Origin of the sequence: Streptomyces pactum (assembly GCF_016031615.1) — a bacterium.
In the GTDB taxonomy this organism is placed as follows: domain Bacteria; phylum Actinomycetota; class Actinomycetes; order Streptomycetales; family Streptomycetaceae; genus Streptomyces; species Streptomyces pactus.
Window position 1 is genome coordinate 197,891 of sequence record NZ_JACYXC010000002.1, and the last position, 12,296, is coordinate 210,186.

The window sequence follows — 12,296 nt, forward strand, 5'->3', positions numbered from 1 at the left end:
CCGCCCGGGCCTGTCCCACCTCGGGCCGGGGCCCGCGCGTGCGGGCACCCCCCGTACGGGTGCACCCTGGTAACAGCGGTTCCGGAGGTGATCGTCCATGATGCAGACCGCTGTCGGATGGCATGTCGAGCTGGAATTCGAGGAGGACTCCCACCGCACGCGCGCGGCGGCCCTCGTCCGGCTCGCGGACGGGTCCGAGGTACGGGCCCACGGATACGCCAGCCGCCACCCCGTGGACTCCAACCAGCCCAGGGTGGGCGAGGAGATCGCGGGAGCCAGAGCGCTCAACGAGCTGGCGATGAAGCTGCTGACCAAGGCACACGACGAGATCGACGAGGCGTCCGGGCGCCCCTCGCACCCGCTGATGCCCTGACCGGCGCGGGCCGCCCGGCACGCCCCGGCGTCCCGCCGTGACCGGCGGGGTGGCCCGGGACGGAGCCGGTCGCGGGCCGGAAGCCGCCCGGCGCGGGGGCGACCCGGCGCGGGGGCCCACCGTCCGGTGCGTCGTACGGAGGCCCGGCAGGCGGCCACGCCCGGGACGGCCCGAGCCCGGTCCGGGTGCGGAGGAGTGCCCGGGTGCGGAGGAGTGCGTACCGAGGCGACGTGCCCGGTGGGCCCGCTCCCGGTGCCCTCCGGCACACCTCCGACGACGGCGTGCGGCGGTTCTCTCGTGTGCACGGGCACCGGCGCGGCTTCCGCCGGCGGAGCCCGGCCGGGGCGGGGTGCGACGGCGGACCGCCCCGGTTGCGTTCACCCACCCCACCGGCGGGCCGCCCGGGCCGTGCTCCGGCGCCCCACCGCACCGGAGCGACGGGACGTGCGGTAGCGCACGAGCGCGCGGCACCGCACGAGCACGCGCATTACCTGGGGGGTAATCGACGCCTCGCGCCGGGGGCGGCAGGGTGAGGGCAACGGGTTCCGGGCGGTGCGCTCCGGTCGGGCCCGGCCCACCACCCACCGGCCGCCGTGCCCGGACCGAGGAGACCTACGATGACGCAGTACGCCGCCGCCGTCGCCCGCTACTTCGAGGCGTGGAACGCCACCGACCCGGAGGTCCTGGCCAAGGCCGTGGCCGACGCCTGGACCGAGGACGGCACCTACACCGACCCGTTCACCGATGTGCGTGGCCACGAGCAGATCGCCTCGGCCATCGCGGGGACCCACGCCCAGTTCCCCGGCTACGAGTTCCGGCAGACCGGCACCACCGACGGCCACCACGCCGTGGCGCGCTTCGGCTGGGAGCTGGTGTCCACCACGGATGGATCGGCGCCGGTCGCCGGCTCGGATGTGATCGTGCTCGCCGAGGACGGCCGGATCCGCTCGGTGCTCGGCTTCCTGGACCGGGTGCCGCCCACGGCCTGAACCCGCCCGCGCCCTGACCCGCGCACGGCCTGACCCGGCGCACGGCCCCGCCGCCGGCCGGCTCGCGCCCCCGCCGTCGGCCCGGTACGCGACCGTCCCGTATCCGGGCCGGGCGCCGTGCCCCCGGCCCGCGGGCACCCGGCCGGACCGGGCCGGCCGCGCCCGTCACGCCCCGGCCGGGCGGCCGGCCACGTCCCGTGCCGGACCGGGCCGTCCTCCGGGACCCGCGCCCCGCACCGGCGGAGCACCGGCCGCCGCGGATCGGCGGCACCGGTGCTCCGGGGAATCGCGCGGCGGCGAGGGGCGGGGCCGGTCAGCCGTGCACCGGGGTGCGCTGCTCGGCGGTGCCGGCGTCCACCGGCCGCGCCGCCGACGGGGCGCGCAGCGGCAGCCGGAGCGCGGGGAGGAGGGCGGCGAGCATGAACACCACGGCCCACGCGTAGGTGTCCGCGAACGGCTCCGCGTGGTGCGGGACGGTGGAGTCGCCGCCGGCGCCGGTGGAGAGCATCACGGAGAAGAACGCCATGCCGATCGACGCCGCCGTCTGGCTGTTGATCTGCAGGGCCGTCGACGCGGAGGGTGCCTCCTCGGAGGACAGCCCCCGGGTGGCGGCGGCCATCGTCGGCATGATGGTCAGGCCGACCCCGGTGCCCAGCACCGCCAGGCTGAGGCCGAGCCGCCAGTACGCGAGGTCGTCCGAGAGCTGCACCGTCAGCAGCGCCATGCCGAGCGCGGCCAGGGCCACTCCGGAGGCCACCAGTTTGCGGGGCGAGACCCGGTCCGACAGTCGTCCGGAGAACTGCATGGTGATGCCCGCCGACAGTGCCAGCGGCGACCCCAGCAGCCCCGAGGCGGTGATCGACTCCCCACGCACCACCTGGAAGTACATCGGCAGCATCAGCATGCTGCCGAAGTAGCCGACGACGAACAGGGAGAGCGTCGCCGCACCGGTGGCGAACGACCGGTTGCGGTACAGGCGGAGGTCGATCAGGCCGGCGGGGGACCTCCGGGCACGGACCAGGAAGCCCGTCACCAGGGCCAGCCCCGCGACGGCCGGCAGCAGCACGTCCCACGATCCGAAGTCCCGGCGCTCGGCACCGGTGGACAGCCCGTAGATGAAGCCGGCCAGTCCGGGCGAGAGCATCAGCAGCCCGGGCAGGTCCAGCCGGCGGCCGGGGGACCCGGGGACGGACGGGAGGATGCGGGCGGCCAGGACGAGGGCGAGCGCGCCGACGGGCACGTTGATGGTGAACATCCAGCGCCACGAGAAGGCGTCGATGAGCCAGCCGCCCAGGATCGGCCCGGCGAGCGGCCCGATGAGGATCGGTATGCCCAGGATGCTCATCATGCGGCCGGTGGTCTCCGGGGTCGCCGCCCGCATCATGATCGTCATGCCGGTGGGCATGATCATGCCGCCGCCCAGCCCCTGGATCACCCGGAAGGCCACCAGCGTCCCCGGGGACCAGGCGAGACCGGCCAGCAGCGAGCCGGCGACGAAGAGCACGAGTGCGGTCATGTACACCGGCTTGGTGCCGAAGCGGCCGATCGCCCACGCCGTCACCGGGATCACCGCGGCGAGGGACAGCGAGTACCCGGACGCCACCCACTGGATCGTGGCGAGGGAGGTGTCGAAGTGCTCCGCCAGCGGGTGCATGGCCACGTTCACCACGGTCACGTCGAGCACCGACATGATGGAGCCGAGGATGACGACGGTGGCGAGCGCCATCAGTCGCGGTGGAGCGGCGGCCGGCGCCTCGGAGTGGGCTGGGGACGCTGGGGACATGACGGTGCCTCGCTTCGTTGACCGGCGTTGGGAGGGCGAACTCCCGTGATCGGTTCCGAGCCTCCGACATGAACCAAGGTTGAAGTCAACCGCCGTTCCCGGCGGTCCGGGGGCGGGTGGGGGGCCGCGCTCCGGGAATCACGCGCCCGGCGCTCAGGACGGCTCTTCGCGCCCTCCTGAGCGCCGCACCGCCGGCCGGAGCGCGCGACGGCGGGCCGCCCGGCCGGTGGGCGGGGCCGGCGGCGGTGACGACGACGGTCACCGCCGGCCGACGCGCCACGCCACCGCACCGCCGCTCGCGGTGGCGCGCCCCCTGCCGTGCCGTCCCGGCAGGCCGGCGCGCCCGGTCCGGCCGCCCCCGTCTCCCGGACGGTGGGCCCGGATCCACCGGCGGGTGTCCTCGGGCCCCGTCGGGGCGGCCCGTCCCGTCCCGTCAGGCCGGCGCCGCCCCGGGGACCGGAGCGGCGTCCGGCAGCGGGCGGCCCTGCGGCAGGGGACCGGCTCCCGGCACCGGGCCGGGCTCCGGCGCGGCGTCCGCCGCGGGCGCCGGCACCGCGCCGGCACCGGTGGCGCGCACCGGGACGGGCCCCCGGGCGCGCCGCAGCAGGTGCTCCGCCGCCGGGCACGCCTGGAGTCCCGGCAGCAGCAGGCGCCACAGGTCGGCCAGGCGCTCCTCGATGAGGAGCCTGCTGTCCAGGGCGTCGGAGACGGTGTGCAGACCGAAGAAGGCCGCCACCACGCTGTGCGCGTCCCGCCGGGGATCGGCGTGGACGGCCAGCTCGCCCTCCTCCCCGGCCTGGACCAGGATGCGCTCCACCGTGTCGATCCAGTCCACGAACGGCGGCGGCATGGCCACCGCGATGGCCCGGCGCTCGCTCCACAGCCTGGCCCCGGCCCGTACCACGATGTTGTCGCGGAACTCCCGGGCCACCGCGAAGCTCAGCCGCACCAGCCGCTCCAGCGCCGGTCCCGGCGCGGTCGTGTACCGCCCGATCACCTCCGGCCAGGTGGCGAAATGCGCCTGGACGACGGCCAGGGCGAGCTGTTCCTTGTTGCCGTAATGGAAATAGATGGCCCCGCTGGTCCGTCCCGACAATGCGGTGATGTCACTGATGCTGGTCGCCACGTACCCGCGTTCGAAGAACAGATGAGCTGCCGCTTCCAGTACCGCTTTCCGGGTGGTCTCTGCCCGCTCCTGCACGTGTGTGTCCTCGTCTCCGTGTGCGCTGCCAGGGGGAATCTACTGCTGCCGCCGCACCTTCATGATGCTCAGGCATGCGGGACCGGCAATAGTGCTATTGCCTTTCTTTCATGAGTGATGTGCTGGAGGCGCGGCCGGCGGACGATGCGCGGTCCGGTTCGCTGAGCTGGTCCCGTACCGTCGACCGGGAACTCGTCCACCGCTCCTCCGTCGCCGAGGTGCTGCTGACCGATGTCCGTCCCCGGGCCCCGGGGGAATTCCTCGCCGCGGCCTGCTGGGGGCGGTCGCACCCCACCTTCCCACGCGGGCGGGACGACCGGCACAGCCCCTGGATGGTCGCCGAGACCACGCGTCAGCTGGGGATCTACGTCCCGCTCCGGCACTACGCGGTGCCCGGCACCGCGCGGTTCCTCGTCACCGATCTGTGCTTCACGCTCGATCCGGCCGCCGAGCCGCGGCCGGGGCACGGTGCCAGCGAGATCACCTGCCGGGTGTGGGTCCACGACGTCCGCACCGCCCGGGAGACCGGCCTGGTCACGGGGCTGCGGATGCGGGTGAGTTACCAGGCGGGTGGCACCGTCTTCGCCACCGCCGCGGGCGGGGCCCGGTTCCTGGACGCGGCCGCCTACGCGGCGCTGCGGGCCGGCGCCCGGCCGGCCGCGCCCTCCGGGGCCGCCGCCCGTCCCGAGCCGGCGGTGCTGGGGCTGTGGTCGCCCGCCGACGTGGTGCTGAGCCTGGCGGGCGACGGTCCGCTGCTGGACCCCGCCGACCATAGGCACCCGTTCCTCTTCGACCACGAGACCGACCATGTGCCGGGCATGGCCCTGCTGGAGGCGGCGCGTCAGGCGGCGGCCCTGGACAGCGCCGGGACGTTTCTCCGCCCCACTTTTTGCCATATGAAAGCACTGCGTTTTACGGAGCATTGTCCGCGGGCCCGTGTCGAATGCTCGCGGTACGGCCGGACGGCGGTGTTCAGATTCCGTCAGAACGGCGCGGTCACTGCGGCCGGAGTGCTTCGTTACGGCTGATGTGTCACCCACATGTACGTATTGCGGTGGAAAATTCACACGGAAACGGCGGGCTAGCGTAACGTTCATTATGTTTCGTTCCGGAGCGGTGCCGAATCTCCGCCCGGAATCGGACCTGCCCCTGCCCGGACCCGACCGGACGACGCCGGACGCCTCGAAAAAGCGGCGCCGCCGTCAGGAAATCGCTCACCGAACGCGCCGGCGCGACGCGCCGACGTCGAGGGACCGATGGGCCGTGTCGGGCCCCGGACATCCACCCCAGGACATGAACGGCGGGTACATGACACATCACCGTATTCTCGACTGGACCCCCGAAGCCATCGTCTTCGACTGCGACGGGACCCTGGTGGACACCGAGCGTCACTGGGAACAGGCGCGGGAGATGGTCCTGGCGGACCATGGCGTGACCCCCGACGCCTCCTTCGCCCAAGGCGCCAAGGGCCTGCACTACACCGAATGCGGGGCGCTGATGGCGCGCGTGGCGGGCCGCCCCGAACTCACCGAGGTGATGACGCGGCAGCTGCTGGAAGCTTTCCGCGACCTGGTGGCGCAGGAGCCGGCCCCGACCCCCGGGGCCGTCGCGCTGGTGAGCGCGGTGAGCCGGTTCGCCCCGCTGGCCGTGGCCAGCAACTGCCCGGCCGACGTGGTGGAGTTCTGCCTGGAGTCGGTCGGTGTCCGGCGGCACTTCCGCCATGTGGTGGTGCCCGGGGAGGGGATCGCCCCCAAGCCCCGGCCGGACGTCTACGCGGTGGCCGCCCGCCGCCTGGGCGCCGACCCGGCCCGCGCGCTGGCGGTGGAGGACACCGGCTGCGGTCTGCGGGCCGCCGGCCGGGCCGGTCTGCGGACCATCGGGGTCGGCCGGCGACCGAGCATGGAGGACCTCACCCTGGCCGACCTGTGGGTGGGGGCGCTGGACGACCCCAGGCTGGTGGCCTGGGCCCGCAGCCGCGGGACGCCCCGGGGCGCGACGGCCGGCGCCGGCCGGCCGGGCCGGAACGGCGAGGCGCCCGCGGTGCCCGCCCCCGGCGGCCCGTCACCCGACCGGGGAGCGGGGGCCGGTCACAACGGCGCCTCCTCCCGGCCCGACGCGGTGCCCGGGCCGGCCAGCCGGGAGGTGAGCGAGACCACGTGAGCGTTGGCCGTGGTGAAGAACAGCGCCACCCCCACCGCCCCCGGATCGGGCACCCCTGAGGCCCGGTCGCCCAGGTAGCTGGCCCGGCCCCGGTGCGCGCGCAGCAGGGTGGTGCTCTGCACCCCCTGCCAGGCGCCCCGCGCCGCGGCGGCCAGCGCCCGGTCCGGGCGTCCTGCAGGGGAGAAGCGCTGCAACTCCCGGGCGGCCGGCGCCAGGGCGTCGACCAGGGTCTTGTCGCCCGGGACCGCCTCACCGACCCGCTGGATCGCCGCCAGCCCGGCGCCGGTGCCGGCCGCCAGGGCGGCCACCCGGACGGAGGGGCCCGCCGCCGCGACGGCGGTGGACAGCTCCTGGAAGAGCAGTCCGAACAGCGGTCCGCTGGTGCCGCCCACGCCGTCGAGGAACGCCCGCGCCGTCGCCTCCAGGGGCGCGGCGGCGGGCAGCGGGCCGTCCGGCAGGGCGGCGAGCTCGCGCGCGGCCAGGGCGAGCCCGGTGCGCAGGTTGGTGCCGAAGTCGCCGTCGCCGGCGCGCTGGTCCAGTACGGTCAGCTCGGGCTCAGTGGCGGAAACAGAGTCCGCGAAGCGCTGTATCCAGCTGCGGGTGAACGTCCCGTCGAATTCCATGAGGGCAGCTCCTGTCGCCGGTCTCCTCCCCCCGGCCAGGCCGGCGCGGAGGCCGGCGCGTCGAACAGCTCGACCACCTCGGGGTCGGCCGCGAGGAGAGTGATGGAGAAACCTCGCATGTCCAAAGACGTGGCGAAGTCGCCGACGAGACTGCGGACCAGCACCACTCCGTGCCGCTCCAGGGCCTCGGTCAGCTCGTGAAGGATCGCGTAGAGCTCCAACCGGGTGGTTGACCCCAGTCCGTTGACCAGGGCGATGAGCCAGGAGCCGCGGACCAGTCCGGCCGAGGCGCCGATCGCCTCGGTCATCCGCGTCACCAGATCGGTCAGTGGTTCCTGCCGCACCGACCGGTCCGCCCGCTCGCCGTGCAGTCCCACCCCGAACTCCAGCAGGCCCGGTCCCAGTTCGAAGGCCGGGCGGCCGGTCGTCGGTACGGTGTGCGCGCCGGAGGCCACCGCGATGCTGCGGGAGCGTTCGGCGAGCGAGGCCCCCAGGGCGGCCAGGCTGTCCAGGTCGCGACCGCGGTCCGCGGCCGCCCCGAGGATCTTCTCGATGAGCACCGTCGCCCCGGTGCCGCGACGGCCCACCGCCACGCTCCCGGAGTCCGAGGCGAGATCGTCGTCCACCAGGACGCGGGCGCAGCGGATGCCGCGGTGCGCCAGCCGTTCGGCCGCGATGCCGAAGTTGATTTTGTCGCCGGTGTAGTTCTTGACGATGTGCAGCACACCGTCCTCCCGGGCGACCGCGCAGGACGCCTCGAACACCTGACGGTTGTGCGGGGAGGCGAAGACCAGCCCGGGACAGGCCGCGTCGAGCATGCCCTCACCGACGAACCCGATGTGCAGCGGCTCGTGACCGGACCCTCCGCCGGAGAGCAGCCCGACCCGGCGGGTGGGAGAGCTGCGCACGGTGCGGACGAAGCCGTGCTCGGCGTCGTAGACCACCGCGCCCCGATGGGCCTGCGCATAACCGGCGAGTGCGTCCCGGACCAGGGAGTCCGGTGCGTTGGCGAAATACAGGGCCATGGTCGCTCCTGAGTCCATCGGTACCGCAGAGCTCGTGAGGCCGGTGCCGTCGTACCGCCATCGTGAGGTGGCGTGGGGACGACGGCAACTCAGGAACACCCGTGCCGGGCGTGCCCCGGTGGGCACCCGGTGCCCGGCGGGCAGGCGGTGCCGGGCAGGTGGGCACCGCCGGGCGGGCACGCGGTGCCGGGCGGGGTGGTCGGTCCCGGACGGACCGGTGCGGTGCCACCCGCCGGACGACGACGATCCGCGCCGCGGGCCGCCCGTGGTCCGGGGCGGCCCGCGGCGCGGATCGCGGTGGAGCGGAGCCGGGGCGGGTCAGACCCGGCGCGCGGAGGTGATGACGACCGGGGTGACCGGCACGTCCTGCATGCCGCGGCTGACCGAGGTCTTGACGCTCACGATCTGGTCCACCACGTCCATGCCGCGCACGACCTTGCCGAAGACCGCGTAACCGAAGTCCCGCGTCCCGTGGTTGAGGAAGTCGTTGTCGGCGACGTTGATGAAGAACTGGGCGGTGGCCGAGTGCACCGCGGCGGTACGGGCCATGGCGAGCGTGCCACGGGTGTTGAGCAGCCCGTTGTCGGCCTCGTTGCGGATCGGCTCGTTGGTCTTCTTCTGCTGCATGTCCTCGGTGAAGCCGCCGCACTGGGCCATGAAACCGGGGATCACGCGGTGGAAGATGGTGCCGTCGTAGAAGCCGCTGTCCACGTACGAGAGGAAGTTGCGCACCGTGACGGGAGCCTTCTCCTCGTCGAGGCTCACCTGGATCTCGCCGAGGCTGGTCGTCAGCAGGACATCTACCATCTGTGCTCCCAAGAGAATTACCGAACGTGTTCGCGCCGCGGCCGCTCCGGCCCGTCCCCGTCGGGTGGGGGAGCGGAGCGCCCGGCGCGGGCCAGACCCCGGATCCTACTACCCGCCCTGATCCGGGCCGGTCAGCGCCGCCGACGCGGCTGCCCGGAGGGCGTGCCGGTGCCGCCGGCGGGCGGGGAGGACCGGGCCGGGCCCGCGGGGGCCGCGCGGGCGCCGCCGGCCTCCGCGGGCCGCCGGTCACCGGCGGGGCGCACCGGGCCCGGGCGCGTGGCCGGGTCCGGGCCTCACTCCCCGTAACCGCCGATCAGGCACTCATCGGGAACATCTAGACATATCACCCTATAGTGAGCGTGCGAACGGACGCCTCACCCCCCGGAGCCGCCATGCCTTCCCGCAGCACCCGGGCGCCCGCGGCCCACCCCGCGCCCACCGCCCGCACCGTGGCCACCGGCACCCCGCCGCGCGTCAGCGTGATCGTGCCCGCGTACAACGCGATGCCGGAGCTCACCCGCTGCATCACCTCCGCGATGGAGCAGACCCTCGGCCTGGACCGGATGGAGATCATCGCGATCGACGACGGGTCCACCGACGGCACGGGGGCGGAGCTGGACCGGCTCGCCGCCGGCTGCCCGGCGCTGCGCGTCGTCCACCAGCCCAACTCCGGCGGCGCCGGCGGCCCCCGCAACACCGGACTGGACCTGGCCCGCGGCGACTTCGTCTTCTTCCTCGACTCCGACGACTACCTGGGCCCGGACGCGCTGCGCCGGATGGTCGCCATGGCCGACGAGAACGGCACCGACGTGGTGCTGGGCAGGATGGTCTCGGTCGGCGGACGCGCCGTGCCCACCGCCGTCTTCCGGCACAACCAGCCGCGCACCGACATCTTCTCCTCCGCGGCCTACCGCACCCTCGGCCCGTGGAAGATGTTCCGCCGCTCCCTGATCGAACGGCTCGGGCTGCGTTTCCCGCCCTACCGCAACTGCGAGGACAAACCCTTCACCGCGGCCGCCTACCTCAACGCCGACGGCATATCCGTGGTCGCCGACTACGACTGCTACTACGTGCGCGACCGGGAGAACGGCAACAATCTCACCCGGGTCGCCGCCGGGCTCGCCCACCGCATGGACGGCAGCCGCCTGTGCTTCGAGACCGTCGCCCGCCACCTGGAGCCCGGCCCGCGCCGCGACCGCATCATGCGCCGCCACGTCGAGTGGGAGCTGTGCGGGCCGCTGCGCGGACTGCTCGCCCGGGAGGACGAGCGGGAGGCCCGCGAACGCTTCTACCCCGAGTTCCGGCACTGGGCCCGCACCTGGGCCACCGACGACATCTGCCGGCAACTGGAGGCCCGCGACCGGCTGCTGATCCACCTGCTGCGCGCCGACCGCTTCGACGACCTGATGACCGTGATACGCCGGGCCCGGGAGGACGAGCGGCGCGGCCTCCTGGTCGACAAGGGCCGGGTCTACTGGCTCCACCCGCTCTTCCGCGACCCGGCGGCCGGCGTCCCCGACGCCTGCTTCGACGTCACCGACCGGCTCCCGGTCCACCACGGCTTCGGCACCGCCCGCTGGCGGGACGGCGGCGTCCTGCGGGTGACCGGCCACGCACGCCTCGGCGACATCCCGGCGGTGGACCCGCGCACCGAGGTGATCCTGCGCGAACGGGACGCCGGCCGGCCCGACATCCGGCTCCCCGCCACCCCCGCGCCGCCCGGCGGGGACGACGGCCACCGGGCGGGGGGCTTCACGCTCGACATCGACCCGGCCACCGCGGACGGCGGCGCGCCGCTGTCCGCCGGCATCTGGGACCTCTTCCTCGACGTACGGGACCAGGGCGTCAGCCGCACCGTGCGCTTCCGCCGGGCGGAGACCGACCCCGACGGCCGGCGCACCCCGCCGCCCCCGGTCACCTTCGGCCCCGGCCCGGACGGCGAACCCCTCCGGGCCACCCCCTTCTTCACCCCCTACGGGAACGTCTCGCTGCGCATCGGCCCCTGCCCCCGGCTGCCGGCCGGCCCGCCCCCCGGCCGGGTCACCGGCGTCACCTGGGACCCGGCCGGGCGCGCCACCCTGGTCGTCACCGGACAGCTGACCGGCCCCGCCGCACCCCCGCCCGACCCGGCGGCCGGTGGGGCCCGTGGGGCCGGTGCCGGGGGCGCGGGGCCCGCCACCGGCGGAGCCGTACGTCTCCGGGTGCGCGACGGCGGGACGGGCGCGGTCCACGAGCTGCCGGTGTGCCCGGCGCCGGACGGCCCGCCCGGCGGGTTCACCGCCCGGCTGCCGCTGCCCGCGCTGGGACCGGGCCGATGGACCGTCACCCTGACGACGAGCGACGGCTCCGGGCCGCCCCGCGCCATTCCGGTGCCGTGCCCCAAAGGGCTCCGCGGCGCCCGGTGGTTCCGCCTCGGCCGCCCCTACTGCGTCCGGCCGCTGGCCTGCGGCCCGGACCGAACCCTGACCCTCCGGGTCGCCCCGCTCGACCTCCGGCGAGGAGCCCGAAGACGGCTGGCCCGGCTGCTGCGCGGCTGAGTGGTACGTCCCCTCGGCCCGTCGGACCGACAGCCCGGCGGCCGGCCGGTCCGACGGGCAGCCCGGTTCCTGGTGATCGACCGCTCCCAGCGCTCGGCCGACCGGTCGGGGCGGGGTCGGTCCGCCGTCCCCGCGGGCCGGCCCCCACGCCCCGAGGGTGTTGTCCCGTCGCCCCGGCGCACGCCGTGTCCGGCGGTCGGCCACCGGTCCGCACGGCCCGGAGGCCGGCCCGGTGGCCGGGACCGGAACCGCGGCCGGGGCCGGGACCCGGCGGTGGCGTCGGGACGGGGGCCGGGTGAGGCCGGGGACGGGGCCGCATCCGGAGGCGGGGCCCGGGCCCCGGCCGGGCCCGGCGCATCTTACCGGGGACCTACCATGACGCCATGTTCGCCGAACTGCAGTGCGTCGTTCTGGACTGCCCCGACCCGGCCCGACTGGCCCGCTTCTACCGAGCGATGCTCGGCGGCGCCGTGGACCGCCCCGATCCCCGCTGGGAGGTGAACCAGGACTGGTCCACCCTCCACCTGCCGAACGGGACGGTGCTCGCCTTCCAGCGGGTCGCCGACCACCGGCCGCCCCGCTGGCCGGACCCGGCCCACCCCCAGCAGTTCCATCTCGACTTCGCGGTGGCGGACCTGGAGCGGGCCGACGAACAGGCGCTCGCCCTCGGTGCCACGGTGCTCCACGACGGCGACGGACGGAGCTGGCGCGTCTACGCCGACCCGGCGGGCCACCCGTTCTGCCTCGTCCGGCATTCCGCCCCGGATGCCCCCGAGGGCTGAGGCCCCCCGGGTGCCG

11 protein-coding genes are annotated in these 12,296 nt (G+C 75.1%); 6 read left to right on the forward strand and 5 right to left on the reverse strand.

Annotated features, from left to right (window positions below):
- Positions 1-97: 97 nt before the first annotated feature.
- Positions 98-373 (forward strand): DUF1876 domain-containing protein, encoded by a 276-nt coding sequence (locus IHE55_RS29255; RefSeq protein ID WP_197992431.1) that lies wholly within the window; start codon positions 98-100, stop codon positions 371-373.
- 617 nt (positions 374-990) lie between these two features.
- Positions 991-1,362, forward strand: coding sequence for a nuclear transport factor 2 family protein (locus IHE55_RS29260; RefSeq protein WP_197992432.1), 372 nt, complete (start codon positions 991-993; stop codon positions 1,360-1,362).
- 313 nt (positions 1,363-1,675) lie between these two features.
- Here IHE55_RS29260 and IHE55_RS29265 read toward each other — a convergent pair whose 3' ends face one another.
- The gene (locus tag IHE55_RS29265; protein ID WP_232266973.1) at positions 1,676-3,088 is read right to left on the reverse strand and encodes a DHA2 family efflux MFS transporter permease subunit; all 1,413 of its coding nucleotides are present in this window, start codon (positions 3,086-3,088) and stop codon (positions 1,676-1,678) included.
- A 490-nt stretch (positions 3,089-3,578) separates the two neighbouring features.
- On the reverse strand, positions 3,579-4,346 hold the full coding sequence (locus IHE55_RS29270; protein ID WP_197992434.1) for a ScbR family autoregulator-binding transcription factor: 768 nt from the start codon (positions 4,344-4,346) through the stop codon (positions 3,579-3,581).
- A gap of 110 nt (positions 4,347-4,456) precedes the next feature.
- Here IHE55_RS29270 and IHE55_RS29275 point away from each other — a divergent pair, with 110 nt between their 5' ends.
- Complete coding sequence (locus tag IHE55_RS29275; RefSeq protein WP_197992435.1) at positions 4,457-5,374, forward strand: ScbA/BarX family gamma-butyrolactone biosynthesis protein; 918 nt, start codon at positions 4,457-4,459, stop codon at positions 5,372-5,374.
- A 280-nt stretch (positions 5,375-5,654) separates the two neighbouring features.
- The gene (locus tag IHE55_RS29280; protein WP_197992436.1) at positions 5,655-6,506 is read left to right on the forward strand and encodes an HAD family hydrolase; all 852 of its coding nucleotides are present in this window, start codon (positions 5,655-5,657) and stop codon (positions 6,504-6,506) included.
- Here IHE55_RS29280 and dhaL read toward each other — a convergent pair.
- The 3 genes from dhaL to IHE55_RS29295 all read right to left on the reverse strand — a co-directional run bounded on the left by dhaL (position 6,434) and on the right by IHE55_RS29295 (position 8,961).
- On the reverse strand, positions 6,434-7,129 hold the full coding sequence (gene dhaL, locus IHE55_RS29285) for a dihydroxyacetone kinase subunit DhaL (RefSeq protein WP_197992437.1): 696 nt from the start codon (positions 7,127-7,129) through the stop codon (positions 6,434-6,436). The genes IHE55_RS29280 and dhaL overlap by 73 nt on opposite strands.
- Positions 7,051-8,154 (reverse strand): dihydroxyacetone kinase subunit DhaK, encoded by a 1,104-nt coding sequence (locus IHE55_RS29290; RefSeq protein ID WP_197992438.1) that lies wholly within the window; start codon positions 8,152-8,154, stop codon positions 7,051-7,053. Before IHE55_RS29290 ends, dhaL begins: the two co-directional genes overlap by 79 nt.
- Positions 8,155-8,472: 318 nt before the next feature.
- Positions 8,473-8,961 carry a peptidylprolyl isomerase gene (locus tag IHE55_RS29295; protein WP_197992439.1) on the reverse strand — a complete coding sequence of 163 codons (489 nt, stop codon included), beginning with the start codon at positions 8,959-8,961 and terminating at the stop codon, positions 8,473-8,475.
- A gap of 392 nt (positions 8,962-9,353) precedes the next feature.
- Between IHE55_RS29295 and IHE55_RS29300 the strand changes: the two genes are divergently transcribed.
- Both IHE55_RS29300 and IHE55_RS29305 read left to right on the forward strand, forming a co-directional pair.
- Positions 9,354-11,498 (forward strand): glycosyltransferase family 2 protein, encoded by a 2,145-nt coding sequence (locus tag IHE55_RS29300; RefSeq protein WP_197992440.1) that lies wholly within the window; start codon positions 9,354-9,356, stop codon positions 11,496-11,498.
- 383 nt (positions 11,499-11,881) lie between these two features.
- Complete coding sequence (locus IHE55_RS29305; protein WP_197992441.1) at positions 11,882-12,280, forward strand: VOC family protein; 399 nt, start codon at positions 11,882-11,884, stop codon at positions 12,278-12,280.
- Positions 12,281-12,296: the final 16 nt, after the last annotated feature.